General features: G+C 64.6%; 31 protein-coding genes. 19 read left to right on the top strand and 12 right to left on the bottom strand.

Annotated features, from left to right (window positions below; all coding sequences use genetic code 11):
- Window positions 1-87: 87 nt before the first annotated feature.
- A complete protein-coding gene (locus tag JJB99_RS34355) occupies window positions 88-654 on the top strand; it encodes a PAN domain-containing protein (RefSeq protein ID WP_200496518.1) in 567 nt (188 codons plus the stop codon).
- Between the two features lie 101 nt (window positions 655-755).
- Here JJB99_RS34355 and JJB99_RS34350 read toward each other — a convergent pair whose 3' ends face one another.
- From JJB99_RS34350 to tldD, 4 genes are read right to left on the bottom strand one after another with little or no spacing between them, the layout of a single operon-like run.
- Window positions 756-1,322 carry a nucleotidyltransferase family protein gene (locus JJB99_RS34350; RefSeq protein ID WP_200500433.1) on the bottom strand — a complete coding sequence of 189 codons (567 nt, stop codon included), beginning with the start codon at window positions 1,320-1,322 and terminating at the stop codon, window positions 756-758.
- 8 nt (window positions 1,323-1,330) lie between these two features.
- Window positions 1,331-1,678 (bottom strand): MmcQ/YjbR family DNA-binding protein, encoded by a 348-nt coding sequence (locus JJB99_RS34345; protein WP_200496517.1) that lies wholly within the window; start codon window positions 1,676-1,678, stop codon window positions 1,331-1,333.
- Between the two features lie 9 nt (window positions 1,679-1,687).
- Window positions 1,688-2,464 carry a signal peptidase I gene (gene lepB, locus JJB99_RS34340; RefSeq protein ID WP_200496516.1) on the bottom strand — a complete coding sequence of 259 codons (777 nt, stop codon included), beginning with the start codon at window positions 2,462-2,464 and terminating at the stop codon, window positions 1,688-1,690.
- Window positions 2,461-3,888 carry a metalloprotease TldD gene (gene tldD, locus JJB99_RS34335; RefSeq protein WP_200496515.1) on the bottom strand — a complete coding sequence of 476 codons (1,428 nt, stop codon included), beginning with the start codon at window positions 3,886-3,888 and terminating at the stop codon, window positions 2,461-2,463. Before tldD ends, lepB begins: the two co-directional genes overlap by 4 nt.
- 168 nt (window positions 3,889-4,056) lie before the next feature.
- Between tldD and JJB99_RS34330 the strand changes: the two genes are divergently transcribed.
- Window positions 4,057-4,344: a hypothetical protein gene (locus JJB99_RS34330; protein WP_246775097.1), complete on the top strand. Its 288-nt coding sequence runs from the start codon at window positions 4,057-4,059 to the stop codon at window positions 4,342-4,344.
- Between the two features lie 6 nt (window positions 4,345-4,350).
- Here the strand turns inward: JJB99_RS34330 and JJB99_RS34325 are convergent, their stop codons facing one another.
- Window positions 4,351-4,896, bottom strand: coding sequence for an invasion associated locus B family protein (locus tag JJB99_RS34325; RefSeq protein WP_200496514.1), 546 nt, complete (start codon window positions 4,894-4,896; stop codon window positions 4,351-4,353).
- Window positions 4,897-5,336: 440 nt separating this feature from the next.
- Between JJB99_RS34325 and coxB the strand changes: the two genes are divergently transcribed.
- The 9 genes from coxB (at window position 5,337) to JJB99_RS34280 (ending at window position 12,430) form a co-directional block, all read left to right on the top strand.
- The gene (gene coxB / locus JJB99_RS34320) at window positions 5,337-6,176 is read left to right on the top strand and encodes a cytochrome c oxidase subunit II (RefSeq protein WP_200496513.1); all 840 of its coding nucleotides are present in this window, start codon (window positions 5,337-5,339) and stop codon (window positions 6,174-6,176) included.
- Window positions 6,177-6,263: 87 nt separating this feature from the next.
- On the top strand, window positions 6,264-7,889 hold the full coding sequence (gene ctaD / locus JJB99_RS34315; protein WP_200496512.1) for a cytochrome c oxidase subunit I: 1,626 nt from the start codon (window positions 6,264-6,266) through the stop codon (window positions 7,887-7,889).
- A 61-nt stretch (window positions 7,890-7,950) separates the two neighbouring features.
- On the top strand, window positions 7,951-8,895 hold the full coding sequence (locus JJB99_RS34310; protein WP_200496511.1) for a heme o synthase: 945 nt from the start codon (window positions 7,951-7,953) through the stop codon (window positions 8,893-8,895).
- A 7-nt stretch (window positions 8,896-8,902) separates the two neighbouring features.
- On the top strand, window positions 8,903-9,067 hold the full coding sequence (locus JJB99_RS34305; protein WP_018644977.1) for a hypothetical protein: 165 nt from the start codon (window positions 8,903-8,905) through the stop codon (window positions 9,065-9,067).
- 5 nt (window positions 9,068-9,072) lie between these two features.
- Window positions 9,073-9,726, top strand: coding sequence for a cytochrome c oxidase assembly protein (locus tag JJB99_RS34300; protein WP_200496510.1), 654 nt, complete (start codon window positions 9,073-9,075; stop codon window positions 9,724-9,726).
- 79 nt (window positions 9,727-9,805) lie between these two features.
- The gene (locus JJB99_RS34295; RefSeq protein WP_200496509.1) at window positions 9,806-10,702 is read left to right on the top strand and encodes a cytochrome c oxidase subunit 3; all 897 of its coding nucleotides are present in this window, start codon (window positions 9,806-9,808) and stop codon (window positions 10,700-10,702) included.
- A gap of 96 nt (window positions 10,703-10,798) precedes the next feature.
- Entirely contained in the window at window positions 10,799-11,200 is a 402-nt protein-coding gene (locus JJB99_RS34290) for a DUF983 domain-containing protein (RefSeq protein ID WP_200496508.1), read from the top strand.
- Window positions 11,197-11,949 (top strand): SURF1 family protein, encoded by a 753-nt coding sequence (locus tag JJB99_RS34285; RefSeq protein WP_200496507.1) that lies wholly within the window; start codon window positions 11,197-11,199, stop codon window positions 11,947-11,949. Before JJB99_RS34290 ends, JJB99_RS34285 begins: the two co-directional genes overlap by 4 nt.
- A 115-nt stretch (window positions 11,950-12,064) precedes the next feature.
- Window positions 12,065-12,430, top strand: a complete 366-nt coding sequence (locus JJB99_RS34280) for a nuclear transport factor 2 family protein (protein ID WP_200496506.1) — start codon at window positions 12,065-12,067, stop codon at window positions 12,428-12,430.
- A gap of 97 nt (window positions 12,431-12,527) precedes the next feature.
- Here JJB99_RS34280 and JJB99_RS34275 read toward each other — a convergent pair whose 3' ends face one another.
- Window positions 12,528-13,868 (bottom strand): histidine kinase, encoded by a 1,341-nt coding sequence (locus tag JJB99_RS34275; RefSeq protein WP_200496505.1) that lies wholly within the window; start codon window positions 13,866-13,868, stop codon window positions 12,528-12,530.
- An 87-nt stretch (window positions 13,869-13,955) separates the two neighbouring features.
- Between JJB99_RS34275 and JJB99_RS34270 the strand changes: the two genes are divergently transcribed.
- The 5 genes from JJB99_RS34270 (at window position 13,956) to JJB99_RS34250 (ending at window position 19,340) form a co-directional block, all read left to right on the top strand.
- A complete protein-coding gene (locus JJB99_RS34270; protein WP_200496504.1) occupies window positions 13,956-14,600 on the top strand; it encodes a response regulator transcription factor in 645 nt (214 codons plus the stop codon).
- 607 nt (window positions 14,601-15,207) lie between these two features.
- On the top strand, window positions 15,208-16,626 hold the full coding sequence (gene thrC, locus JJB99_RS34265) for a threonine synthase (RefSeq protein ID WP_200496503.1): 1,419 nt from the start codon (window positions 15,208-15,210) through the stop codon (window positions 16,624-16,626).
- On the top strand, window positions 16,623-17,912 hold the full coding sequence (locus tag JJB99_RS34260) for a M16 family metallopeptidase (RefSeq protein WP_200496502.1): 1,290 nt from the start codon (window positions 16,623-16,625) through the stop codon (window positions 17,910-17,912). Before thrC ends, JJB99_RS34260 begins: the two co-directional genes overlap by 4 nt.
- Before the next feature lie 40 nt (window positions 17,913-17,952).
- Window positions 17,953-18,540 carry a GNAT family N-acetyltransferase gene (locus JJB99_RS34255; RefSeq protein WP_200496501.1) on the top strand — a complete coding sequence of 196 codons (588 nt, stop codon included), beginning with the start codon at window positions 17,953-17,955 and terminating at the stop codon, window positions 18,538-18,540.
- A gap of 143 nt (window positions 18,541-18,683) precedes the next feature.
- The gene (locus JJB99_RS34250) at window positions 18,684-19,340 is read left to right on the top strand and encodes a hypothetical protein (RefSeq protein WP_200496500.1); all 657 of its coding nucleotides are present in this window, start codon (window positions 18,684-18,686) and stop codon (window positions 19,338-19,340) included.
- A 453-nt stretch (window positions 19,341-19,793) separates the two neighbouring features.
- On the opposite strand, the gene JJB99_RS34245 is transcribed toward JJB99_RS34250, so the two are convergent.
- The 5 genes from JJB99_RS34245 to JJB99_RS34225 form a co-directional block, all read right to left on the bottom strand.
- Window positions 19,794-20,279 carry an ATP F0F1 synthase subunit B gene (locus JJB99_RS34245; RefSeq protein WP_200496499.1) on the bottom strand — a complete coding sequence of 162 codons (486 nt, stop codon included), beginning with the start codon at window positions 20,277-20,279 and terminating at the stop codon, window positions 19,794-19,796.
- 5 nt (window positions 20,280-20,284) lie between these two features.
- Window positions 20,285-20,851 carry a F0F1 ATP synthase subunit B gene (locus JJB99_RS34240; protein WP_200496498.1) on the bottom strand — a complete coding sequence of 189 codons (567 nt, stop codon included), beginning with the start codon at window positions 20,849-20,851 and terminating at the stop codon, window positions 20,285-20,287.
- A 66-nt stretch (window positions 20,852-20,917) separates the two neighbouring features.
- Window positions 20,918-21,148, bottom strand: coding sequence for a F0F1 ATP synthase subunit C (locus JJB99_RS34235; RefSeq protein WP_007599451.1), 231 nt, complete (start codon window positions 21,146-21,148; stop codon window positions 20,918-20,920).
- 53 nt (window positions 21,149-21,201) lie between these two features.
- Window positions 21,202-21,951 (bottom strand): F0F1 ATP synthase subunit A, encoded by a 750-nt coding sequence (locus JJB99_RS34230; RefSeq protein ID WP_200496497.1) that lies wholly within the window; start codon window positions 21,949-21,951, stop codon window positions 21,202-21,204.
- 110 nt (window positions 21,952-22,061) lie between these two features.
- Entirely contained in the window at window positions 22,062-22,436 is a 375-nt protein-coding gene (locus JJB99_RS34225) for an AtpZ/AtpI family protein (protein ID WP_200496496.1), read from the bottom strand.
- Between the two features lie 358 nt (window positions 22,437-22,794).
- Here JJB99_RS34225 and JJB99_RS34220 point away from each other — a divergent pair, with 358 nt between their 5' ends.
- Together JJB99_RS34220 and JJB99_RS34215 are read left to right on the top strand one after the other, a co-directional pair.
- The gene (locus JJB99_RS34220) at window positions 22,795-23,325 is read left to right on the top strand and encodes a hypothetical protein (protein WP_200496495.1); all 531 of its coding nucleotides are present in this window, start codon (window positions 22,795-22,797) and stop codon (window positions 23,323-23,325) included.
- A 129-nt stretch (window positions 23,326-23,454) separates the two neighbouring features.
- Window positions 23,455-23,928 (top strand): secondary thiamine-phosphate synthase enzyme YjbQ, encoded by a 474-nt coding sequence (locus JJB99_RS34215; protein ID WP_200496494.1) that lies wholly within the window; start codon window positions 23,455-23,457, stop codon window positions 23,926-23,928.
- Window positions 23,929-24,054: 126 nt separating this feature from the next.
- On the opposite strand, the gene JJB99_RS34210 is transcribed toward JJB99_RS34215, so the two are convergent.
- A complete protein-coding gene (locus JJB99_RS34210) occupies window positions 24,055-25,680 on the bottom strand; it encodes an MFS transporter (RefSeq protein WP_200496493.1) in 1,626 nt (541 codons plus the stop codon).
- Between the two features lie 340 nt (window positions 25,681-26,020).
- Between JJB99_RS34210 and JJB99_RS34205 the strand changes: the two genes are divergently transcribed.
- On the top strand, window positions 26,021-26,692 hold the full coding sequence (locus JJB99_RS34205) for a response regulator (RefSeq protein WP_200500431.1): 672 nt from the start codon (window positions 26,021-26,023) through the stop codon (window positions 26,690-26,692).
- Window positions 26,693-26,747 lie beyond the last annotated feature (55 nt).

Here is a 26,747-nt window from a genome sequence, read left to right as displayed (position 1 = left end):
TTCGGCCGTTCATCGCCCATACAGGTTTGCGGCGATCAAATGACCGGCCGAAAACCTGAACGTCGTCAATAATTCGAAAGCTGTCTGATGGGGAAAGGCCGCCTGTCCGGGGCCGTCATGGCAAGCGTCGTGGCAGGCGTCACGCTGCTTTCCCTCGTGTTTGCGGGCTGGCCTGTGCGCGCCCAGACGGCATTTGACCGGCCGGGCGGCGACTATTTCAGCACACCGGTCACCTCAGGCGATCCCGAGGATTGCGCGCTGCTCTGCGAGCGTGATCGCCGCTGCCGCTCCTGGAGCTTCAACTATCCCGACGTCGAAGGCGGCTCGGCGGTGTGCTGGCTCAAGAACACCGTGCCGACGCGCGTTCCGGGCAATTGCTGCATCTCCGGTGTGCGCGGCGCCGGCGTGATCGAGCCGCGCATCGAGGGCGTGGAGACGTCGATCGACCGTCCCGGCGGCGATCTGCGCAATTTCGAGCTCAAGGTTGGCGAAGGCGAGGAGGCCTGCAAGGCGGCCTGCACCGCCGACAACAAATGCCGCGCCTTCACCTATGCCCGCCCCGGCTACACCGGGCGCGAGGCGCGCTGCTTCCTGAAAAAGGAAATCAAGCCGCCGCGCCGCAAGGCGGGATTCACGTCGGGCGTGGTAAGATAGGCAAGGCGCCGTGGGTGGGCAAAGCGAAGCGTGCCCCCCATCTTTCCGCGATCGCGACGAGAAGTCGTGGGCACGCTTCGCTTTGCCCACCCCATGAGATATCACTCCGCGGCGACCACCGTGATCTCCGGCCACAGCGCCCTCCACCGCGCCACCTTGGCGGCGTAATTCGCCGCGGAGAAATTCAGCGCCCGATTGGGCCGTGCGATCAGCCCTGCAATGTCGTCGAAGCCGTGCGGTGCGTAGATCTCATGGCCGTTGTCCGTGCGTCTGATGCCGACTTGCGTGTTTTGCGTCAGGAAGCGGTCGATGCCCTCGGTCGAGCAGGTCAGGGGCGGATAGGGCAGGCCGTGCTTGGCCGGATACCACAAATGCACGCGCGCCTGGTTGCGGATCTCGATCCTGGCGCCGAGATGCCCGAGCCGCGCATGCACGTCCCGGATCACCGCGTCCTCCGCTTCCCATGAGGTATCAGGGTCGAAATAGAAGACGTCATAGTCGGAGATGCCGTGGTCGATCGCGCGTTTCGTGAGCACGTTCCACACGGTTTGTGCCAGGCACCCCGCGACCAGCCATGCATCCGGCAGCGCGAGGCGATGGAGTTCGTCGACGATCGCGGCATTGACCGGATTTGCCAGCGCCAGCGCGAGAAAACGCGCCTCGTCCATCGCGCCGCTCATGCGCCCTCGCGCCCATCATATTGGGCACGCGCCGCCTTCGAGGCCAGTGCGCCCCAGCGCCGCCGCAGGAGCGGCTCGACGATGGCGCGCTTCGCCTTCGACAGGCGGATCAGCACGACCGGATAGTCGGCGTAGTGATCGGTGAAATAGAAGATCTTCGGCTGCCTCTCGACCAGCATGGCGCGCTCGTCGATCGGGACATCCGGCATCACCAGGCTGTCGCCGCCCTCCTTCAGGCGCGCCAGCAGCTTCTTGCGCACTTTCAGGGCCGGCGTGGTATAGGAAGTGCCGTCCTCGACCTCCGGCCACGTCAGCGCAAATTTTCTGACGTCGTCGAAGGTCATGAGATCGGCTCAGTGCACGGCGGTGAAGAACCGCGCGAGCCGGAAGCCGGAGAGCCAGGTCCACACCGGCTGGCCGCGCATGCCGAGATCCCAGGAGCCGAGCACGGCATCGGCGCGTCCGACCAGATTGTCGATCGGCAACAGGCCGACGCCGCCGGAGCGCAGCGGCACGCGGCTGTCTGCGGAATTGTCTCTGTTGTCGCCGAGCACGAAGAGGTGGCCGGGCGGCACCTTCACCTCGGGCGTGTTGTCGAGCGGGCCGTTGTCGCGCATCTTGAAGATCAGATGCGAGACGCCGTTCGGCAGCGTCTCGACATAGCGATAGGCCGGCTCGCTGCCGCCATTGTCGTCCTCGGCAGCTCCAACGCCATCAGGCTTCAGCTCGGCGGGACGGTCGTTGATGAAGAGCTGGCCCTGCCGCATCTGGATGCGATCGCCGGGCAGACCCACGACGCGCTTGACCCAGGCCTGCGAGCGGTCGCCGGGCCAGCGGAACACCACGACGTCGCCCTGCTTCGGCGTCTCCGCGAACACGCGGCCGGTCTCGGGCAAGTTGATCTGGATCGGCAGCGACGAGGTGCCGTAGCCATAGGGGAATTTCGAGGCGAGCAGCGCATCGCCGATCAGCAGCGTCGGCTCCATCGAGCCCGACGGCACGTAGAACGGCTCGGCGAGCGCGCCCTTGGCGATGAATACGGCGGCGACGATGCCGGCGAGCTGCATCAGCTGCCCGCCCCATCCGCTGCTCTTCCGCTTGGGAGCGGCAGTTACCTTGTCAACGCTCATGCGCCTGTTCCACCTACCGTAATGCGTTCCATCAGAAGCGAGGGCTGGCCGACGCCGACCGGTACGCCCTGACCGTTCTTGCCGCAGGTGCCGACGCCGGTATCGAGCGCGAGATCGTTGCCGATCATGCGGATGCGATGCAGGTCGGTCGGCCCGTTGCCGATCAGCATGGCGCCCTTCAGGGGCGCGCCCAATTTGCCGTTCTCGATCTTGTAAGCCTCGGTGCACTGGAACACGTATTTGCCCGAGGTGATGTCGACCTGGCCGCCGCCGAAATTCGCGGCGAACACGCCGTTCTTCACGGAAGCTAGGATCTCGGCCGGATCGCGGTCGCCCGCCAGCATGTAGGTGTTTGTCATGCGCGGCATCGGCACATGGGCATAGCCCTGGCGACGGCCGTTGCCGGTCGGCTTCATGTTCATCAAACGCGCGTTCTGTCGGTCCTGCATGTAGCCGACCAGGATGCCGTCTTCGATCAGCACGGTGCGATTGGTCGGCGTGCCCTCGTCGTCGATCGACAGCGAACCGCGGCGCGAGGCAATGGTGCCGTCGTCGACAACGGTGACACCCTTGGCCGCGACCTGCTGGCCCATCAGGCCCGCGAACGCCGACGTCTTCTTGCGGTTGAAATCGCCTTCGAGGCCGTGGCCGACCGCTTCATGCAGCATCACGCCGGGCCAGCCGGCCCCGAGGACGACGTCCATCTCGCCGGCGGGGGCGGGGATCGACTCTAGATTGACCAGCGCCTCGCGCAGCGCGCCGTCGGCGGCCTCGTGCCAGGACTGGGTCTCGATAAATTCGGCATAGCCGGCGCGGCCGCCATAGCCCTTGCTGCCACTCTCCTGGCGGTCGCCCTGGCCGGCGACGACGGAGATGTTGACGCGCACCAGCGGGCGGATGTCGCGATAGTTCTCGCCGTCGGGCCGCAGGATCTCGACGACCTGCCAGGTCGCACCCAGGCTGACGCTGACCTGTCGCACCCGCGGATCCTTGTCGCGCAGGTAAGCGTCGATCTCGGCCAGCAGCTTGACCTTGGTCTCGAAGCCCGGCGCATCGAGCGGATTGTCGTCGCCATAGAGCCGCACGTTGGTGCGCGGAGGCGGTGCGGCAAAATTGCCTGAATAGCCGCCGCGCACGGCCCCGACTGCGTCGGCGGCGCGAATCAGCGCCGGCAGCGACACGTCGGAGGAATGCGCGTAACCCACCGCGTCGTCCTTGACGGCGCGCAGGCCAAAACCCTGCGAGGTGTCGTAGGTCGCCTGCTTCAGCCGCCCATTGTCGAACATCAGCGCTTCGGTCTGGCTGTATTCCAGGAACAATTCGCCGTCGTCGGCGCCGGCAAGCCCGCGCGCGACCTCGCTGCGAACCTGGTCGCGGTCGAGATTGGCGCGGTCGAGCAGGGAGGTCGTGGCAGGGTTGGTCATGCGTCCGTCCATTATCGGGGGATGTTGGGCAAGATAATGGTTTCCCGCGCGTTCCGCGAGGCCTGGGCTGTCACATTACGGAAACGATAGGTACGGCCTGCCCTTAAGCCGGCTTTCAGGATTCCGGGCTATCGAGGACGAATCCTGGGGCGGAGCGCCGGCAAGAGCATGTGGAATTCGCTGCTTGTGTTCTGGGATCAGTATCACGGCCTGATCATCGGCTTTGGCGCGCTGGGGCTGGTCCTGCTTTTCAATCAGTTCGTCTACCGCCGCTATTGGACCTCCTATCCCACCCGCGAGGCCTATGTCGCAGCTCACCCGGGCTGCGACACGGTGGACGGCATCCTCTGCGCGACATGTCGGCGAAAGGCACTGGCCGGGCCGGTGGCCGGGAGAGGCCGCATCTACCGCTGCGGCTGGTGCGACACGGAGCTTTATCGCATCGACCAGGGGTGAGGGCGTCTACGGTAGCTTGTCATAGCCCTCGCCGAGCCCGTTCAGGCTGAGCGGGAAGCCGATGCCTTCTTCCGGCGTCTCGAAGATGATGAAGGTTGCGGTCTTGGCCGAGCGGAGCTGGCCCAGCAGCTTGTCGTCCATGACCACCTCGGCGACGCAGCCATTGGGCAGGCAGCGGACGAAGCCGGCGCGGCCGACGTCCTGGTTGTCGAGCTTGAGGCCGAGGCCGGACGGCAAAAGGACGCCGAGCGGGGCGACCACCCGCATCAAGCGGCCCTTCTGGTCGGCGGTCTTGAGCACGATCACGGTCAGGCCTGCGTTGGAGCGGTCCTCGGCCACTACGCTCTGGATCAGGGCGCATTGCTCGGTCTGGGCGCCCGGCGGGGTGTCGCAGCGGATCTGCCAGTCGCCATGGACGGAGCGCACCGCGCCCTGCGCATGGGCAAACCCCGGCAGCGCCAGCAGGACGAAGGCAGCCAGCAGGGCGGCCAGCACCGTGAGGCCGTTAGCCTGCGTTGCGGTCCGCCTTGCCATGCATTTCGAAAGCCCCATCGGGTCGGTCCCTCTGCTCGCCTTGGTCGCGCGCCTGGCGGACTGATACGCGAATGACGGCGTCTTGAAGGCGATTCGCAAGCAAATCCGCGCCGCCCACACCGCCATCGCCCGCACGAATCAGGTTCCTGCGCGGCTGCTCGCCAGTGCCTACCGCCGGCAATGCTGCTGTCAAGCCGCGGCGTCCCGGGAAATGGTACTTTTGTCTGATCTTGCTAGGAAATATCTTGCGGGTGGCGCTTGGCAGAGGGGGCTCAAGACTGCATTGCGATAGATCGAGAATTATGGTTTGAGAGGCTTGATTTCGGCGTTCTAGCGATCTGGCCCCAATTCCTCTTAGAGGTATTCTTGCGCGGCGGTTTGTCAGACGGGCGGATCGAATAAGCGTTTCCCGGAAATAGGGGAATGCACTTGGGGTTTCGTAAGGGGAGCGCGACGGCATGAGGATGTCGATGGGCCGGGTCGGCCGGCACTTGCTGGGATTGGCCGTGGCGGGTCTGACACTGGCGACGGGCGGTGCCGCATATGCCGAACTCGGGCAGCCGGCGCCGTGGGAGTGGACGCTTCAGCAATCCGCTTCCCCGGTGATGGACAACATTGTCTGGTTCCACAACTTCCTGTTCGTGCTGATCACACTGATTACGCTGTTCGTCCTGGCGTTGCTGGTGATCGTGGTCATGAAGTTCAACGCGAGGGCCAATCCGGTGCCGTCGCGGACCACCCACAACACACTGATCGAGGTGGCGTGGACGCTGGTTCCAGTGCTGATCCTGGTTGGTATCTCGGTGCCGTCGTTCCGCCTGCTGTTCCTGGAGCTCGACGTGCCGAAGGCGGACCTGACCATCAAGGCCACAGGCAAGCAGTGGTATTGGTCGTATGCTTACCCCGACAACGGCAAGTTCGAGTTCGACTCGCTGATGGCGCAGGACAAGCAGCCGCGGCTGCTGGGGGTCGACAACGAGATGGTCGTGCCGGTGAACAAGGTGGTTCGTGTCCAGGTCACCGGCGCAGACGTGATCCATGCCTTCGCGCTGCCGGCTTTCGGGGTCAAGATCGACGCCATTCCGGGGCGGCTCAACGAGACCTGGTTCAAAGCGACCAAGACCGGCATGTTCTATGGCCAGTGCTCGGAGCTCTGCGGCAAGGACCACGCCTTCATGCCGATCGCGATCCGCGTCGTGGAGGACCAGGAATTCGCCTCCTGGGTCGAGACCGCGAAGAAGAAATATGCGAGCGGCGGCACCAACGCTTTCGCATCCGCTGCCGGCCCGACGCAGTAAGCGCCGGGCGAAGGCTCAAGGGACTGAAAGCGACATAAAGGGCGGGACCTCCAAAGGTCCGAACGGGACGCAAGGCAGGATTTGAAAATGGCAACGAGCGCAGCGGCACACGGCGATCACGCGCAAGCCCACGGACATGACGAACACGCCCATCCGACCGGATGGCGGCGCTACGTCTATTCGACCAACCACAAGGACATCGGCACGATGTACCTGATCTTCGCGGTCATCGCCGGCATCATCGGTGCCGCGATGTCGATCGCGATCCGTGCCGAGCTGATGTATCCGGGCGTGCAGATCTTCCATGAGACGCACACCTACAACGTCTTCGTGACCTCCCACGGCCTGATCATGATCTTCTTCATGGTGATGCCCGCGATGATCGGCGGCTTCGGCAACTGGTTCGTGCCGCTGATGATCGGCGCGCCTGATATGGCGTTCCCGCGCATGAACAATGTCTCGTTCTGGCTGCTGCCGGCCTCTTTTGCGCTGCTCCTTCTGTCGACCTTCGTCGAGGGCGAGCCGGGCGCCAACGGCGTCGGCGCCGGATGGACCATGTACGCGCCGTTGTCGACCTCGGGTCACCCGGGCCCCGCCGTCGACTTCGCGATCCTGTCCCTGCATCTGGCCGGCGCCTCGTCGATCCTCGGCGCCATCAACTTCATCACGACGATCTTCAACATGCGCGCGCCGGGCATGACCCTGCACAAGATGCCGCTGTTCGTGTGGTCGATCCTGGTGACGGTGTTCCTGCTGCTGCTGTCGCTGCCGGTGCTCGCCGGTGCGATCACCATGCTGCTCACCGACCGCAATTTCGGCACGACGTTCTTCGCGCCCGACGGCGGCGGCGATCCCGTGCTGTTCCAGCATCTGTTCTGGTTCTTCGGTCACCCCGAGGTGTACATCCTGATCCTGCCCGGCTTCGGCATGGTCAGCCAGATCGTCTCCACCTTCTCGCGCAAGCCCGTGTTCGGCTATCTCGGCATGGCCTATGCCATGGTGGCGATCGGCGGCATCGGCTTCGTGGTGTGGGCGCACCACATGTACACGGTCGGCATGTCCTCGGCGACGCAGGCCTATTTCGTCGCGGCGACGATGGTGATCGCAGTTCCGACCGGCGTGAAGATCTTCTCCTGGATCGCCACGATGTGGGGCGGCTCGATCGAGTTCCGCGCGCCGATGATCTGGGCGGTGGGCTTCATATTCCTGTTCACGGTCGGCGGCGTCACCGGCGTCGTGCTCGCGAACGCTGGCGTCGACCGCGTGCTGCAGGAGACCTACTACGTCGTCGCACACTTCCACTACGTGCTGTCGCTCGGGGCGGTGTTCGCGATCTTCGCCGGCTGGTACTACTGGTTCCCGAAGATGACGGGCTACATGTACAATGAGACGCTGGCTAAGGCGCACTTCTGGGTCACCTTTATCGGCGTCAACCTGGTGTTTTTCCCGCAGCACTTCCTCGGCCTGTCGGGCATGCCGCGCCGTTATGTCGACTATCCGGATGCCTTCGCGGGCTGGAACCTGGTCTCCTCGCTCGGCTCCTACATCTCCGGCTTCGGCGTCCTGATCTTCCTCTACTGCGTGATCGACGCTTTCGCCCGCAAGGTGCCGGCGGGCGACAATCCGTGGGGTGCCGGCGCGACCACGCTGGAGTGGACGCTGCCTTCGCCGCCGCCCTTCCACCAGTTCGAAGTACTGCCCCGCGTGCAGTAAGCGATTCTTCGGCGGCGCCCGTCACGGGCGCCGCCGCTCTATAACGAAGTGAGTTAGATTAGTGTCCGTGCTCGACCAGACCGCCATCGACGTCAATCCCCGCATCTCCGAAGCGGAGGTTGGCGATTACGTCGCGCTGCTCAAGCCGCGCGTGATGTCGCTGGTGATCTTCACCGCGCTGGTCGGCATGGCAATGGCGCCCGGGCATTTCCATTGGGTGCTGGCGATCACCTCGCTGCTCTGCATCGCGGTCGGCGCCGGCGCCTCCGGCGCGCTCAACATGGCGCTCGAAGGCGACATCGACGCGAAAATGTCGCGCACGGCGAACCGGCCGATCCCGCGCGGCCGCATCACCCGCCCCGAGGCGATGGCGTTCGGCATGACGCTCGCCTTCTTCTCGGTGATGACCCTCGGCATCCTCGTCAACTGGATCGCGGGTGCGCTGCTCGCCTTCACCATCTTCTTCTACGTCGTGATCTACACGATCGGCCTGAAGCGCTGGACCGCGCAGAACATCGTGATCGGCGGCGCCGCCGGCGCGCTGCCGCCGGTGGTGGCCTGGGCCGCGGTGACAGGCACGGTCGACGTCGAGCCGCTGCTGCTGTTCGCTATCATCTTCTTCTGGACCCCGCCGCACTTCTGGGCGCTGGCGCTGTTCCGCTCCGACGACTACGCGCGCGCCGGCATCCCGATGCTGCCCAACGTCGCCGGTCCCGACGCGACGCGGCTCCAGATCCTGCTCTACACCATCGTGCTGATCGCGGTCGCCGCCGCGCCCTGGGCGCTCGGGTATTTCGACGCCGTCTACGGCATCATCTCGCTGATCCTCGGTGCCGGCATGCTGGTGCTGGCGATCAACGTCTATCTACGCCGCGAGCGCAGCCAGTCGCTGCGCGCGACGCGTAAACTGTTTGCTTTCTCGATCCTATATCTGTTCGCGCTGTTCGCGACCCTGCTGGCCGAGGTCGTGTGCCGGGCGCTTGCTCCGATGGTTGGGGGCGCATGAGGCGGGAATGGCTGACAAACCCGAGCCAGATGGAATCGTCCTCACCGAGGCGCAGAAGAAGAGCCGTCGCCAGCGCTCGATTGCCATTGCCTTGGCGCTCGGCGTGCTCGTGGTGCTGTTCTTCGCGGTTACCATGGTCAAGGGACCGGCAGTGCTAGTCCGGCCGATGTAGCAAAGATGGATCACGAGCCGACCATATCGCAGGACGTCAGCGCCAAGCGGGCCAATCGTGGGCCGGCCAAGCGCCGCGGGCTGGGTCGCGATGTGCTGGTCGCCTCGATCTGCGGCGGCGTGGTCGCGCTGATGGTCGGCGCCTCCTATGCGGCGGTGCCGTTCTACAACTGGTTCTGCCGCGCCACCGGCTTCAACGGCACGACCCAGGTTGCGACCTCCGCGCCGGCCGCCGGCCCGATCGCGCGAAAGATTTCGGTGCGCTTCGATTCCAACGTCGCGCCGGGTCTGCCCTGGAAGTTCGAGCCGGAGCAGAACGAGATCGAGGTCAATATCGGCCAGGTCGTCACGGTTTTTTACACCGTGACCAACCAGGCCGCGCGCACCACTTCGGGCCAGGCCGCCTACAATGTCGCGCCGCTGACGGTCGGGTCCTACTTCCAGAAGATCAACTGCTTCTGCTTTACCGAGCAGACCATGGCGCCCGGCGAGAAGCGCGAGATGCCGGTGGTGTTCTATGTCGATCCGTCGATTGCCGACGATCACGAGAACGACGGGCTGAGCACGATCACGCTGTCCTACACGTTCTATGCCGTGAAGGATCCGGTGGTGAAGCCGCTCGCATCCGGCGAGGACGATAAACGCAAGGGAAAGCTCTGATCACCGGGCTCGCGCCGCGGGGATTGGACACAAGGGGATAAGTGCCGCACAGGCACGGGATTGAGGAGAGAGACCGCAAATGGCTACCGCGCAAGGCAAGCATCACGACTACCACCTGGTCGATCCCTCTCCCTGGCCGGCCGTCGGCTCCGTCTCGGCCTTCATCATGGCGGTCGGTGCGATCGCCTGGATGCACCATATGTTCTCGGCCGCGCCGATCGTGTTCGGCGTCGGCACCGTCGGCGTGCTCTACACCATGGCGAGCTGGTGGGGCGACGTGATCAAGGAAGCCCAGTACAAGGGCGATCACACCCGCGTCGTGCAGCTCCATCACCGCTACGGCATGATCCTGTTCATCGCCTCCGAGGTGATGTTCTTCGTCGCTTGGTTCTGGGCCTATTTCAACGCGGCGCTGTTCCCGGCCGACGCCGTCCACGCCACCCGCGACGCGGTGTTCGGCTGCGGTCTCGGCACCCAGGCTGGCGCCTGCTCGGTCCCCGGCACCTGGCCGCCCCACGGCATCGAGACCTTCGACCCCTGGCATCTGCCGCTGCTCAACACGCTGATCCTGCTCACGTCGGGCACCACGGTGACCTGGGCGCACCACGCGCTGCTCGAGAACGATCGCCAGGGCCTGAAATACGGCCTGATTCTCACCGTCTTGCTCGGCGCGCTCTTCACCTGCGTGCAGGCCTATGAGTACAGCCATGCGGCGTTCTCGTTCGCCGGCAACGTCTATGGTGCCACCTTCTTCATGGCGACGGGCTTCCACGGCTTTCACGTCCTGGTCGGCACCATCTTCCTGATCGTGTGCCTGGCGCGCGCCTATGCCGGCCACTTCACGCCGAAGCAGCATCTCGGCTTCGAGTTCGCCGCGTGGTACTGGCATTTCGTCGACGTGGTCTGGCTGTTCCTGTTCCTCTGCATCTATGTGTGGGGACACGGCGCCGAGACTATGGCCCATGGCGCGCACTAAGTCCTGACGGATCGACCAGAAAGGGCGGCCGCAGGGCCGCCCTTTCGCTTTTCGGCCGCCGCGAGCATCGGCGGAGATTGTGATAGAGTCCGCCGCATGAACGACACTGCCGGCCCATCGGAGCCCGAGACCACCGTCCTGCAAACCGCGCTGCGGGGGCTGGCGTGCAAATGCCCGCGCTGCGGCCAGGGCAAGCTCTTTGCGGGTTTCCTGACGCTCGCGCCGTCCTGCGATCGCTGCGGCCTCGACTATGCATTCATCGATTCCGGCGACGGTCCGGCGATCTTCATCATCATGCTGGCCGGCGCGATCGTGGTCGGCTGCGCGCTCATCGTCGAGGTCAAGTATCAGCCGCCGTTCTGGCTGCATGCGGTGCTCTGGCTGCCGCTGATCCTCGCCACCACGCTATTGCCGCTGCGCTCGATGAAGTCGCTGCTGATCGCGCTGCAGTACCATCACAAGGCGGCGCCGGGCCGGCTGATCGACCGCACGAAATGAACGACACCGCGCGCAAGCCCCGCGTGGCCGGCTTCGCGCTGTTCACGTTCTTTCTCACTGCCGTCTTTGTCGCGCTCGGCCTCTGGCAAGTGCAGCGTCGCAGCGCCAAGCACGAACTGGTCGCAGCGCTCACCGAACGCCTGGCCGCAACACCGGTGGCGCTGCCGCCGCCGACGCAATGGAGTTCGCTCAATCCCGCGCACGATGAATTCCGCCGCGTCAGCTTCACTGCGACCTACGCTGCCCTGCCCGATGCCATGGTCTATTCCGCCGGCTCCGCCGTGCGCAAGGATGCATCCGGTCCCGGCACCTGGGCCTTCCTGCCGGCGCGGCTGCCGAGCGGCGAGATGGTCGTGATCGATGCGGGCTTCGTCGAGAACACGATGCAGGATCGCAGCGTCGAGGATCGCGCGGTGAAGAAGCTCGTCACCGGCACGCCGATCGTGCTCACGGGCTATCTTCGCTTTCCCGAGGCTCCGGGCTGGCTGACGCCGGCGGATAACCGGGACAAGCGGCTCTGGTTCGTGCGCGATCATCTGGCGATCGCAAACGCGCTTCATTGGGGTACCGTTGCGCCGTTCTACATCGATCTCGAGCAGCCGGCGCCCGAGAATGGCATTCCGCGTCCGGGCCCGCTCGACGTGCATCTGAAGGACGATCATCTGCAATACGCCATCACCTGGTTTGCGCTCGCGGGCGCGGTGCTGATTGCGTTCGGCGTCTGGATCAGAGGCCGGCGGCAGACGTGAGCCATGCGTATGTTCCCGGAAGGAACCGGGATAGTCCGGGGTTTATTATTCAGCACATATTCACGAGTGTGGTCCTAAGCCGCACACAGGTTTTCGCGGCAAACAGGATGTTGGCGTGAACGACATTGATCAGATGGGAATTGTCGTCGACTGGGTCGACGCCTGCCGCAAGGGTGACCTTGCGAGCCTGCTCGACCTCTACGCCGACGACGCTCAGCTTGAATGCACCTGCAACGGCACGCAGCACTATCGTGGCCGAAGCGAGCTCGAAGCCTATTGGCGACCGCGGCTCAGCACGTTCTCGTCGGTTGGATTCGGTCTCGAAGAAATCAATCCCGTGCCGCACGGCATCGATCTTGAATATTCCGTCGCGGGTTCGCTGCGCGTTCACGCCTCGTTTCGCTTCAGTGCGGAAGGCAAGATTTACAGCACGCTGTGCACGCCATCGCGGCAGAACTCCCACGACGGCTGCGCGTGCTAAGGCATGATCCGGAAAAGTGCCCAGCGGTTTTCCGAAAAGATCATGCCCAAACGACAACCTAAAGCGCGATGACGATTCATCCAAATCTCATTGCGCTTTAGCTGCGCGGCGGCTCGTCTCGCGCCGCTTCCACCGGCAGACGACAGCGCACATAGGTTCGCTCGTCGGCGCGCAGCAGTGAGAGCGAACCGCTGAGCGCACGCACGCGCTCATGCATTCCGGTCAGGCCGCGGCCGAACACGTTTCCTTCGGGAAAGCCGCCGCCGTCGTCGGAGATCTCGATCGCGAGCATCTCGCCGGCAATGGTCGCCTCGACATGGGCATGGCTGGCTGCGGCGTGGCGCAGCACGTTGGTCAGCCCCTCCTGGATCAGGCGATAGACGGTCTGGGCCAGCGGTCCGTCGATGGCGTTGAGGTCAGGATCGAGCGTGGCCGTCACGCTGATATGCGGCGCTTGCCTGCGAAAGTTCTGGAGCAGCGTCTGGACGCTGGTCGCGAGCCCCAGTTGCTCGATGTAGAGCGGCCGCAGCCGCTCGAGGATACGGCGATTGGTCTGCTGCAGCGCCTCGACTGACCGCATCACCTCCTGCGCCAATCTGCCGAGATCTCCCGCAGATGGTGCGGCTTCGACCAACGCGATTGTGCCGGCGCGGATGCCGAACAGCAGCGGGCCGAGCTCGTCATGCAACTCGCGGGCGAGGTCGCGCCGCTCGTCCTCCTGGAGCGACACCAGGCGATGCAGCAGGTCGCGATTGTCCTGGCTCAGCTGCGCGAGCGTTGTTGCCAGCGCATTGGCCTCCTCGCAGCTTTGGCGGATTTCCGGCGGCCCCGCCACCGGAATCGGCGTCGCGTAATCGCCGCGTCGTATCCGCGTGAGGCCGGCGCCGAGATCTTGCAGGGGACGCAAGGCCGAGCCCGCGAAGAGATAGGCGATCGTCCCGGTCAGCACCATCAGCACGGCGACCAGACTCGTCAGCGCCAGAAAGCCGATCCATTTCTCGAACAGGTCGGCCGAAAGGTCGGGCATGAAGACGATATCGCCGACACGTCTGCCGTCGATGATGACAGGTGAGGCCGCGTCCATGTCCGGAATGACGATGAGGTCGACGAACCATTGCGGCACGCCATGCAGATCGCGCAGACCGTCCTTCACGGAGGGCGCGGGACCCGCTTGCAAGGGGCGGAATTGGATATCAGAGGAGGGATCCAGCGAATGGACGAACGCGTCGAGAATCTTCCGCGGATTATCCGAGGCGCCGAGGGCGTCGTTGAGCGCGACGGCGACAGTCCGGGTCGAGCGGCGACCCGGCTCGCTCTCGTCGGCCAGCTGGCCGGTCGCAAAGGTCTGAAGCAGCACGCCGCCCATGGCCAGCGCGGCAAGAAAGCTCAAGCCGAGCGGAAGAAACAATTGTGTCCTGAACGAGAGCCGTTGCCACATTAGGTCGATTCTAACGCGCATTGGCGTGATTTGCTCTTTCCATTTATTCCCGCCGGTCTATGAGTTGGAGAAATAAGAGAGCGCGCGATGCAAGATACCGCCAAGCCGTCGACCAAAGTTCTGATCGTCGACGACCATCCCGTGGTGCTGTCCGGTTGCCGGACGCTGTTCGCGTCCGACCATTCGATCCGCATCGACGAGGCAACCGACGCCAAATCCGGGCATCGCGCCTATGTCAGCAAGCGGCCTGACGTCACGGTCATCGACATCAGCCTGCCCGACGTGTCCGGCTTCGAGCTGATGCGGCGGATCCGCAAGGACGATCCCGACGCCAAGATCATCATGTTCAGCATGAACGACGATCCGGCCTTCGTGGTGCGGGCGGTCGAGCTCGGTGCGCAGGGCTATGTGTCCAAAGGCGACGATCCCAGGATCCTGCTGAAAGCGGTGCGCAAGGTGGTCGCAGGCGACAACTACATCTCGCCCCAGCTCGCCGAGGCCGTGACGTTCTCCGGCGCCGCGATCAAGGCCAATCCGGCCTCGCAGATGACGCCGCGGGAGCTCGAGATTCTCCGTCTGCTCGGGCGCGGCGACAAGATCGTCGAGGTCGCTGAGGCACTCGGCATCTCCTACAAGACCGTCGCCAACACCACGTCACTGCTCAAGCAGAAGCTGGGTGCCAAAAACCATTCCGACCTGATCCGGATCGCGGTGGAAATCGGGATGGGCTGACGCTCGTATTGACGTCCCGGCACGATGGCCAAGGCACTGGCGGCCTGAGGTACTGACGGCCTGCCTGAGAGCACCGAACCGGCTGCTCCAATTTGCAGCCGGTTCGGCGGGGGCGGATCGGTATCGGCGCCAGCCGGGCAATGCATGGACACCGCCGACACTATCCGCGGACACAATGGGCAGGGTCGGCATTCGTTCCGGATTCGCCGGAAATTTCGGGATAAAGTGGCAATGGTGTTGACGAGGCCGCTCCTGCTTTCGTCAGCAAGCGTCGAGATACGCCGGGAAAAATAGGAACATCTTCCCGCACACGGCATTTTCTCCCTTGACGATTTCGTGACGGGCGCCGAAAGCTTGAATCGTCAGTTTTGGCGGGCCTGCGACCCGCGTGAGGCAAACTGGTCTGCACATATCAACGACAGACCTTCCAAGAGAGGGCTGCGGCATCGCCGCAGCCCTTTTCGTTGCAGCAGCCTCGGAGGGAAGCGGTTTCCCGATGCGGCAAAACACTTTATGGTGGCCCGACGCCTCTGGCTGTAAACAGTATTTCCATGAAATCAAAGGCTTGCAGATCGAGCCCAAGCTCGGCTGGCCTTTGGAGGGCAGTTTGACTCGTTATATCTCGACCCGGGGCGAGGCCCCCGAACTCGGCTTCTGCGATGTGATGCTGACCGGGCTTGCCCGCGACGGCGGCCTGTATGTGCCGGCTATCTGGCCGCAGCTTTCGACTGAAGCCATCGCCGGCTTCTTCGGCCGCCCCTATTGGGAGGTCGCGGTCGACGTGATCCGCCCCTTCGCCGGCGGCGAGATTTCCGACGCCGAGCTCGGCCGCATGGCGAATGAGGCCTACGCCACCTTCCGCCATCCGGCTGTGGTGCCGCTGCGCCAGATGGCGCCGCATCAGTTCGTGCTGGAGCTGTTTCACGGTCCGACGCTCGCCTTCAAGGACGTCGCGATGCAGCTGATCTCACGGCTGATGGACCACGTGCTCGCCAAGCGCGGCCAGCGCACCACCATCGTGGTCGCGACATCAGGCGACACCGGCGGCGCCGCGGTCGAAGCTTTCGCGGGGCTCGAGAACGTCGACCTCATCGTGCTGTTTCCGCACGGCCGCATCTCCGAAGTGCAGCAGCGGATGATGACGACGACGGGCGGTGCCAACGTCCATGCGCTCGCCATCGAGGGCACTTTCGACGACTGCCAGGCGCTCGTGAAGGGGATGTTCAACCATCACCGCTTCCGCGATGCCACGTCTCTGTCCGGCGTCAATTCCATCAACTGGGCGCGCATCGTCGCCCAGGTGGTCTACTACTTCACCTCGGCCGTTGCCGTCGGGGCGCCGGCGCGCGCGGTGGACTTCATCGTGCCGACCGGCAATTTCGGCGACATTTTTGCCGGCTATGTCGCCAAGCGCATGGGCCTGCCCGTGCGCACCCTCTGCATTGCCGCCAACGTCAACGACATCCTGGCGCGTACGCTGAAGACCGGGATCTACGAAGTGCGCGAGGTGCACGCGACCGCCTCGCCGTCGATGGATATCCAGATCTCCTCGAATTTCGAGCGGCTGCTGTTCGAGGCCGGCCGGCGCGATGCGGCCGGCGTCCGCCGCCTGATGGATTCGCTGAAGCAGTCGGGGCGCTTCGTGCTGCCCGATGCGATGCTGGCCGCGATCCGCAACGAGTTCGACGCCGGCCGCGCCGACGAGACCGAGACCGCGGCTGCGATCCGCGCCGCCTGGCGCGAGGCGGGCGAGCTGGTCGATCCGCACACCGCGGTGGCGCTTGCCGTTGCTGACCGCGACACCACCGACACCACGGTGCCCAGCATCGTGCTCTCCACGGCCCATCCGGCCAAATTCCCCGACGCGGTCGAGGCGGCCTGCGGCCAGCGGCCGCAACTGCCGGTCTGGCTCGATGGCCTCATGACCAAATCCGAACACATGAAGGTGATGAAGAACGACCAGAGCGAGGTCGAGCGGTTCGTGCTGTCGGTCAGCCGCGCCGCAAAACAAGGAGTTGCCGGATGAGCGTCGAGATTTCCAAGCTTGCGTCCGGCCTGACCGTCGTCACCGATGAGATGCCCCATCTTGAAACTGCGGCACTCGGCGTCTGGGCCGGCGTCGGCGGCCGCGACGAGAAGCCGAACGAGCACGGCATCTCGCATCTGCTGGAACACATGGCATTCAAGGGCACGACGAAGCGCTCCTCGCGCGAGATCGTGGAGGAGATCGAGGCGGTCGGCGGCGACCTCAATGCCGGCACCTCGACCGAGACCACATCCTATTACGCGCGGGTGCTGAAGGCCGACGTGCCGCTCGCGCTCGACGTGCTCGCCGACATCCTTGCCAATCCCGCTTTCGAGCCTGACGAGCTGGAGCGAGAGAAGAACGTCATCGTGCAGGAGATCGGCGCAGCGCAGGATACGCCCGACGACGTCGTGTTCGAGCACCTCAACGAGCTCTGCTATCCCGACCAGCCGATGGGCCGCTCGCTGCTCGGCACCGCGAAGACGCTGCGCAGCTTCAACCGCGACATGCTGCGCGGCTATCTTTCGACGCACTACCGCGGCCCCGACATGGTGGTGGCGGCGGCCGGCGCGGTTGACCACGCGCAAGTGGTCGCCGAGGCCGAGCAGCGCTTCGCGAGCTTCGAGGCGACGCCGGGTCCGAAGCCGCAGACGGCCGTGTTCGGCAAGGGCGGGGCCAAGGTGGTGCACCGCGAGCTCGAGCAGGCGCATCTGACGCTGGCGCTGGAAGGCGTGCCGCAGACCGATCTGTCGCTGTTCTCGCTGCAGGTCTTCACCAACATCCTCGGCGGCGGAATGTCGTCGCGGCTGTTCCAGGAGGTGCGTGAGAAGCGCGGCCTCTGCTATTCGATCTACACCTTCCACGCGCCCTATACCGACACCGGCTTCTTCGGCCTTTACACTGGCACCGATCCCGCCGATGCGCCGGAGATGATGGAGGTCGTGGTCGACATCATGAATGATTCAGTCGAGACCCTGACCGAGGCCGAGATCGCGCGCGCCAAGGCGCAGATGAAGGCGGGCCTGCTGATGGCGCTGGAAAGCTGCTCGTCACGTGCCGAGCAGCTCGCCCGGCACGTGCTGGCCTATGGCCGGCCGCAGACGGTGCAGGAACTGGTGGCCCGGATCGACGCCGTCAGCGTCGAATCGACCCGGGATGCCGCGCGTGCGCTGCTTTCGCGGAGCCGCCCTGCGGTTGTCGCATTGGGCAGTGGCAGGGGTCTGGACACGGCGGTGTCTTTTGCGGAAGGATTGACCCGGGCGCGCGCCAAGGCGCGGCTGCATTAGGAGCCGCGCCAAGTCGTCCCCCCCCCCGGGAAGCATCACCATGGCTCTGTTTCGCCTGCCATCCAGTGGACCTGCCGCCCTCGCGCCGCGCGGCAACGGGCTGTTGCTGCGCGCTCCGCAGATGTCGGACTTCCTGCAATGGGCGCATTTGCGCGAGAGCAGCCGCGACTACCTGACGCCCTGGGAGCCGATCTGGCCGTCGGACGACCTCACACGGTCGGGCTTCCGCCGCCGCCTGCGGCGCTATTCCGAGGATATCGCCGCGGACCGCTCCTATCCCTTTCTGATCTTCCGCGAGCTCGACGGCGCCATGCTCGGCGGCATCACGCTCGCCAATGTCCGGCGCGGCATCGTCCAGGCCGGCACCATCGGCTACTGGGTCGGCAAGCCCCACGCTCATCGCGGCTACATGACGGCCGCGCTGCGGCTGCTGCTGCCGACGCTGTTCGGCGAGCTCAACCTGCATCGGGTCGAGGCCGCCTGCATCCCCACCAATGCGCCGTCGATCCGGGTGCTGGAGAAGTGCGGCTTCTCCCGCGAAGGGCTGGCACGCCGCTATCTCTGCATCAACGGGATCTGGCAGGACCACCTGCTGTTCGGTCTGCTGCATGAGGATTTCCGCGGCTGAGCCCTCATTCCTGTGACCAAAGTCTCTTTGGTACTGCCTTTTTTGGTGCCTTGTTTACTGCCTTGGGTTCGCCGATTTTGACGATATAAACCGCATGCCCGGCCGGCGATCGGCCGGACAATTGTCATGGAGTATGGGCGTCGATGGTGCAGGAGCTTCGGTCATCGCGGAATGCGTTGCGGCGGGGGATGGGGATCGCGCTGGCGTTGTCGGTTGCGCTCGCCTCCGTCTCGCCGGTGGCGGCCCAGTCGCTCACCGACCGCTTCAAGAGCCTGTTCGGCGGCAAGTCCGACGAGCCGGCCCAGCCCAAGCCGGCGCCCGCGCCGGGCCAGCCAGCGGCCGATGACGACGTCGATTGCCCGCAGGTCACGGTGCGCGCCGGCGCCTCCACTTACGGGGTCGGGGCGACAGGCAAGCCGGCCGTCGGCAACGACGTCCGCTTCCAGGCCTCGATCAGCAAGATGGCGCGGGAATGCGTCCGGAACGGCGGCGAGATCACGGCCCGGATCGGCATCCAGGGCCGCGTCATCGCCGGCCCTGCCGGAGCGCCTGCTACGGTCGAGGTGCCGCTGCGCATCGCCGTGGTGCAGGGCGGCGTCGGCGAGAAGGTGATCGCCTCGAAGGCCTACCGGACCACGGTCGAGATGTCGGAGGGCGGCAGCGTGCCGTTCACCTTCGTCGCCGAGGACCTGTCCTATCCGATGCCCTCGGCCGCAGTGGCCGATTCCTACATCTTCTATGTCGGCTTCGACCCGCAGGCGCTCGCGCCCGAGCCGAAGGGGCGGGGGAAGAAGAAGTAGGGTGTATCTCTGGCAGCGGCAGCTCCCTCGGGTCCGCTACGACCAGGGATTTCCACCCATGTGGAAGAGCTTTGCGAGGTCGTAGCAAGCTCCGCAAAGTACCTTCGGATCGAGATGCTCCAGTGCATCTCCGATCCACTCACCGCCCGTAACGGCAACCCGGTTGTTGCACTCACTGCACCATGCGTCGGATCTTGGATTGTCTGAATCGGACGCCCAGAAGAAGCCAACGCGTTCGCGCCTCGCCAGCCCATGGACGACGTGCTGGCACACCAACGTCATGGGCTGCCGACCGTGCGTGCTGCATTGGACAGTTTTCATGCGATCTCAAAAGATCATGGGCCATATTGCTTGATTAGACAGCCAAACGGTCGGCCCGTCTACGATCGACTTGGCCCAACAAAAAAGCCGGCGCTCATCGCGCCGGCTTTTTGATGGGTGAAGGCAAATCCCTCAGTTCAGCTTCTGCCGAACCTCGTTGATGCCTTTGGCGAGCAGGTCGTCGGCGACATGGCCCTTGACCGACTGCGACAGGATCGTCGAGGCGGCCTGCACGGCGGCCTCCGCGGCTGCGGCGCGGACATCGGCCAGCGCCTGGGCTTCAGCGAGCGCGATCTTGCTCTCCGCGGTCTTGGTACGGCGGGCGACGAAGTCTTCCATCTTCGCCTTGGCTTCGGCCCCGATGCGCTCGGCCTCGGACTTGGCGTTGGCGATGATGTCGGCAGCTTCGCGCTCGGCGGTGGCACTGCGCGCCTTGTAGCCGGCGAGCACCTTGGCCGCTTCTTCCCTGAGGCGCGTCGCGTCGTCGAGCTCGGCCTTGATGCGGGCGGCGCGATGGTCGAGTGCAGCCATCGCCTTGTTGAAGATCCCGAGATAGCCGAACACGATCATCAGGATCACGAAGGCGACGGCGACCCAGGTTTCAGGATCGAAGAACATATCGACTAACCCTTCAAGGACGCATCGACCGCGGCATTGACTGACGCAGCATCGGGAACGACGCCGGTGAGCTGCTGCACGATCTGGCCTGCCGCATCGGCCGCGATGCCGCGGACGTTGCTCATGGCGGTCGCGCGGGTCGAGGCGATGGTCTTTTCCGCCTCGGCGAGCTTGACCGCCAGTTGCTCTTCCAGCGCCTTGCGCTCGGCTTCCGCCTGCGCATTCGCCTTGTCGCGGGATTCGTTGCCGATCGCCTGCGCCCGCGAACGCGCCGAAGCGAGCTCGCCTTCATAGGCCTTCAGCGCCGCCTCGGACTGATCCTTCAGCTTCTGCGCCTCGGTGAGGTCACCCTCGATCTTGTTCTGACGCGCTTCGATCGCGCCGCCGACCTTCGGCAGAGCGAGCTTGGACACGATCACGTAAAGCAGGACGAAGAAGATCGCGAGCGACACCAGCTGTGAAGCGAAGGTGCTGCTCTCGAACGGCGGAAACCCGCCACCGTGGTGACCACCGTCAGCCTCGGTGTGAGCGCCCGCCGCCGGACCTTTTGCGCCGCCATGACTCTCAGCCATGGAGTTCTCCTGTTGCTGTCACACGCGCCGCCCCAAGGAATTGGAACGGCGCGAAAATCGTCGTCCTCAGAGCGGAACGAACAGCAGCAGCAGCGCGATCAGCAGCGAGAAGATGCCGAGCGCTTCGGTCACGGCGAAGCCGAAGATCAGGTTGCCGAACTGGCCCTGAGCGGCCGACGGGTTGCGAACGGCCGCGGCGAGATAGTTGCCGAAGATCACGCCGACGCCGACGCCCGCGCCGCCCATGCCGATGCATGCGATGCCCGCGCCGATAAGTTTTGCTGCTGCCGGATCCATTTTAGACTCCTTGGAAGAAAGATTGGGTTGTGGGTGGAAATTCCCCGGACCGCTCAGTGTCCCGGATGAATGGCGTCGTTGAGGTAGATGCAGGTCAGGATCGCAAACACATAGGCTTGCAGGAACGCGACCAGAATCTCGAGCGCGTACAGCGCGATCGTCAGCGCCAGCGGCAGCACGCCGCCGACCCAGCCGAGGGCGCCGAGCGAGAAGCCGAGCATGGCGACGAAGCCCGCGAACACCTTCAGCGCGATGTGGCCGGCCAGCATGTTGGCGAACAGACGGACGCTGTGGGAGACCGGCCGCAGGAAGAACGACAGGACCTCGATGAACATCACCAGCGGCAGGATGTAGCCGGGGACGCCGTGGGGCACGAAGATGGAGAAGAATTTCAGGCCGTTCTTCGCGACGCCGTAGATCAGGACGGTGAAGAAGACCAGCAGCGCAAGCGCGGCCGTCACGATCAGGTGGCTCGAGATCGTGAAGGTGTAGGGGATGACGCCGACCAGGTTCGAGACGCAGAGGAACATGAACAGCGAGAAGATCAGCGGGAAGAACTTCATGCCTTCCGCGCCGGCCGTCGAACGGATGGTCGAGGCGACGAACTCGTAGGAGATTTCAGCGACGGACTGCAGACGCCCGGGAACCAGCTGCGTACCGCTGGCAAGCATCAGGATCGAGATGATGGCGACCGCCACCAGCATGTAGAGCGACGAATTGGTGAAGGCGATCGTGTGATTGCCGATATGGCCGATCGTGAAGAGAGGCTCGATGTTGAACTGGTGGATCGGATCGATTTTCATCAGCGCGGCATCTCTTGGTCTGCCGGGCCATGCCGGCGGGTCTCGGTCTGCCGGCCGGGCCGGCCCGCACCGGCGAAGCCGGCGCGATCAATTCCTCTGGTCGGATCGGCTCAAGAACCACCGCGCCTGTTTTGACCCGCGCCCGCCGTTCTCACCACATTCACCACGCCGGCGACGAAGCCGAGCAGCAGGAACACGATAAGTCCGAAAGGCGACGTCGACAGCAAGCGGTCGAACCCCCAGCCAATCCCCGCTCCGACAACAACCCCGGCGACCAACTCCGACGATAACCGGAAACCAAGCGCCATCGCCGAGGCTCTGGCCGCTCTGTCTTCTCCGTCACCTGCGGGTTGCTCGGTCTTGATGTGGCGGCCGCGAAGTTCGGACAACCGCTGATCGAGACTTCCGAGCCGTTCGGAAAGCGCAGCTTCCTCGGGCGATCTATCGCGATCTCCATTCCCGCCGTGTCCCGTGCCCTGTGTCATGCAACGAAGACCCGAAACGCCGCGGCTGAATGGAAATTACGCCCGCCACCCTCAAAAGCCGCGCGGACCATACTGATGGCCCATAATCAAGTCAAGCCAAGTCACGATTGCGTCGCTTTCTGTTATGTATCTGATTTATTTGACGATATTGACACGATTGGCAGCGCTGCACACAGCGTGACGCCGCACCGCAGCAGCTCTCCGCACGATCTGCCGATACGGCCGCCATTTCGCCCTGCTGCCGGGATCAAAGTGAGCGTCGCATTCGTTGAATTCAGCGTGCGCGTTTTTGACGGCGGATTGCCTGGGCGGGGTGTAGAACTAGCGAAGCCGCAGCAGCGCCGTGGCGGAGAGCGCGATGAGACCAGCGACGTCATTCACAACACCATGGCTTGCGGCGATGGCCGCTGTGATGGCCATCAGCGGCGGCCTCGTGGCCGCGCGATCCGCGCCCGACAGCGAAAACGGCCGCTACTCCATGACGGCCATCCCCGAGGGCGTGCTGCGGCTCGACACTCGCACCGGCACAATGTCGACCTGTTCGAAGAACGCCACCGGCTGGGCCTGCTACGCAGTGCCGGACGAGCGCGCCGCGTTCGATGCCGAGATCGGCAGGCTCCAGGCCGAAGTCGAAAAACTGAAAGCGCAGTTCGCGGCCGGGCCGACCGTGTCGGGGAAGATCGACGAGGCGCTGCCGAAATCCGACCCGCTCAAGAAGGCCGAGCCGCAAGCCCGAGAACCAAAGGCCGCCGAGGGCGACCGCACGATCGAGATCCCGCTGCCGAGCGACCAGGATGTCGACCGCGTGATGTCGTTCCTGGAAAAGGCCTGGCGCCGGCTGATCGACATGGCCAACCGCGTGCAGAAGGATGTGTCGGGGAAGATCTGACGCATACGAGATGCAAGGGTGGGCAAAGGCGCGAAGCGCTGTGCCCACCACCTTGATATCGTTGCGCGGATTGGTGGGCACGCTGCGCTTTGCCCACCCTGCGGCAGCTTTCGAATCGAGGGACTTTTCATGACATCGACCAAATCCGTGACCCGCTCAGCGCCATCGTCGGTGCAAGTCACCACGATCGCATCGTCACGGCTGACCGTGCAGACGCCGGGCCGCGGCTTCACCGATCTCACCAGCGAAGCCGCGAAATTTGTCAACGAGGCTCACGCGCGCGATGGCGCGCTGACACTGTTCATCCGTCACACCTCGGCTTCGCTGACGATCCAGGAGAACGCCGATCCGTCGGTGCTGGTCGATCTCACCACGGCGCTGTCGCGGCTCGCGCCCGAGGATGCGCCCTGGACGCACGACACGGAAGGACCGGACGACATGCCCGGGCACGTCAAGACCATGCTGACGCAGACCTCGCTGCACGTGCCGGTGCTGAACGGGGCGCTTGCGCTCGGCACCTGGCAGGCGATCTATCTGATCGAGCATCGTGCCCGCCCGCACCGGCGCGAGGTGGTGCTGCAATTCATCGGCGGCAATCAGTAGAGCGTTTTCGAGCGAAGCGGATACCGGTTCGCGTGAAGAAAACGCGTCAAAACAAAAAGCTATCCCCAAATGCAGACCGGCCGCGGATCGCTCCGCAGCCGGTTGGTCAGGTGCGTCGTGACGCGATCAGGTCGCCTTGATGTCGACGTCCTTGGTCTCGGGCAGGAAGAAGAAGCCGATCACGACGGTGATTGCCGCGAAGATGACCGGATACCACAGACCCGCATAGATATCGCCGGTCGAGGCCACGATCGCGAAGGCGGTGGCCGGCAGCAGGCCGCCGAACCAGCCGTTGCCGATGTGGTAGGGCAGCGACATCGAGGTGTAGCGGATCCGGGTTGGGAACAGTTCGACCAGCATTGCGGCGATCGGGCCGTACACCATGGTGACGAAGATCACCAGGACGAACAGCAGTCCGATAACCGCCGCCACCTGCGGACGGAAGATGTCGAACGGATGGACCATCTTCACGATGCCCGCGTCGCCGGCCTTCGGATAACCGGCGGCCTGCACCGCGGCGAGGATCGCCGGGTTGCCGTCCTTGGCGTTGGGGTAGGCGACTTCCTTGCCGTTGACCACCACCTTCACGCCGGAGCCGGCCGGACCCGGTGTGGTCGAGTACTTGACCGACGACTGCGACAGGTAGGCGCGCGCGGTGTCGCAAGGCGCGGTGAACACGCGGGTACCGACCGGGTTGAACAGGTCGCCGCAACCTGCGGGATCCGCCACCACGTCGACCTTGACCGACTCGATCGCCTTTTCCAGCGCCGGGTTGGCGTTGGTGGTGATCATCTTGAAGATCGGGAAGAAGGTCAGCGCCGCGATCAGACAGCCGCCGAGGATGATCGGCTTGCGGCCGATCCTGTCGGAGAGCATGCCGAACACGATGAAGAAGCCGGTGCCGAGCAGCAGCGACCAGGCGATCAGCAGGTTCGCGGTATAGCCGTCGACCTTCAGGATCGATTGCAGGAAGAACAGAGCGTAGAACTGGCCGGTGTACCAGACCACGCCCTGGCCCATCACGCCGCCGAGCAGCGCGAGCAGCACGAGCTTGCCGTTCTGCCAGTTGCCGAAGGCTTCCGTCAGCGGCGCCTTCGAGCTCTTCCCCTCGTCCTTCATCTTCTGGAAGATCGGGGACTCGTTGAGGCGGAGCCGGATCCAGACCGAGATGCCGAGCAGCAGCACCGAGACCAGGAACGGAATGCGCCAGCCCCAGGCCGCGAAATCGGCTTCGCCAGTCGCGGTGCGGGTGAACAGGATCACCAGCAGCGACAGGAACAGGCCGAGCGTCGCCGTGGTCTGGATGAACGAGGTGTAGTAGCCACGCTTGCCGTTCGGGGCATGCTCCGCGACATAGGTCGCCGCGCCGCCGTACTCACCGCCGAGCGCCAGGCCCTGGGCGAGGCGCAGCGCGATCAGGATGATCGGGGCCGCGATGCCGATCGTCGCCGCGCTGGGCAGCAGGCCGACGATGAAGGTCGACAGGCCCATGATCAGGATGGTGACGAGGAAGGTATATTTGCGGCCGACGATATCGCCGACGCGGCCGAACACGATGGCGCCGAACGGCCGCACCAGGAAGCCCGCGGCGAACGCCAGCAGGGCGAAGATATCGCGTGTGGCCGGAGGATAGGCCGAGAAGAACTGCGCGCCGATGATGCTGGCCAGCGAACCGTAGAGATAGAAGTCGTACCATTCGAAGACGGTACCGAGCGAGGAGGCGAGAATGACGAAACGTTCGTCCTTGGTCATCCCTCCCGCGCCTGTCTGAGACACAGCCATTGTCGACATGTTGAGTCGCTCCCCGAAATGCGTTTCCTCGCGCCCCGGATGTCCGGACATGCCGGATCAACCCAGGTCTTGCCGGCAAGGTAACATCGGCGTGAAACCCGCCCCAATACGACTTTCGGCCTTGCGCACTGACGCGCAACTGACGCCGTCACCGTCGATCCTCGCACCATCGTGCGATGCTGGGTTAACCCCATTCCCGCAAAGGGATATTGTCCACTTGCATGCCACGGCGGGTCGGGAAAGAATTGACCAAGGCCCCCGGGCCGGCCTACTGGCCGGTACGACTGCCAGCAAGAGAATGATGAACGCTGCCTCGACCCATCTCGTCATTGCCGATGACCACCCCCTGTTCCGCGACGCGCTGCGGCAGGCGGTGGCGGGCGTCCTGACTTCGGCCAGGATCGACGAGGCCGGGTCGTTCGAGGATCTGACCAGGCTTCTGGAACAGACCTCCGACGTCGACCTGATACTGCTCGACCTCTCGATGCCCGGGATCTCCGGCTTTTCCGGCCTGATCTATCTGCGCGCGCAATATCCGGCGATTCCGGTGGTGATCGTCTCGGCCTCCGACGACAGCGCCACGATCCGCCGCTCGCTCGATTTCGGCGCCTCCGGCTTCATCCCGAAGCGTTTCGGTGTCGAGACGCTGCGCGACGCCATCCTCAAGGTGATGGAGGGCGACGTCTGGGTTCCCGCCGACACCGATCTGTCGGCCGCCGCCGACCCCGACATGACGCGCCTGCGCGACCGTCTGGTGACGCTGACGCCGCAGCAGGTCCGGGTGCTGATGATGCTGTCGGAGGGGCTGCTCAACAAGCAGATCGCCTATGAGCTCGGCGTCTCCGAGGCCACCATCAAGGCGCATGTCTCCGCGATCCTGCAAAAGCTCGGCGTCGAGAGCCGGACGCAGGCCGTGATCGCCGCGGCGAAGATTGCCGGCGGCCAGTGGAAGCAGGGCACCCCGACGGGGTGATTCTCACTCCGTCTTCCTGAGGCGCCGAAGCGTAGCGGAGGCCTCGAAGGATGAA

Origin of the sequence: Bradyrhizobium diazoefficiens (assembly GCF_016616235.1) — a bacterium.
Classification (GTDB): Bacteria; Pseudomonadota; Alphaproteobacteria; order Rhizobiales; family Xanthobacteraceae; genus Bradyrhizobium; species Bradyrhizobium diazoefficiens_H.
Note: the sequence above shows the minus strand (reverse complement) of the source record. Positions and strands in the feature narration are given on the sequence as shown.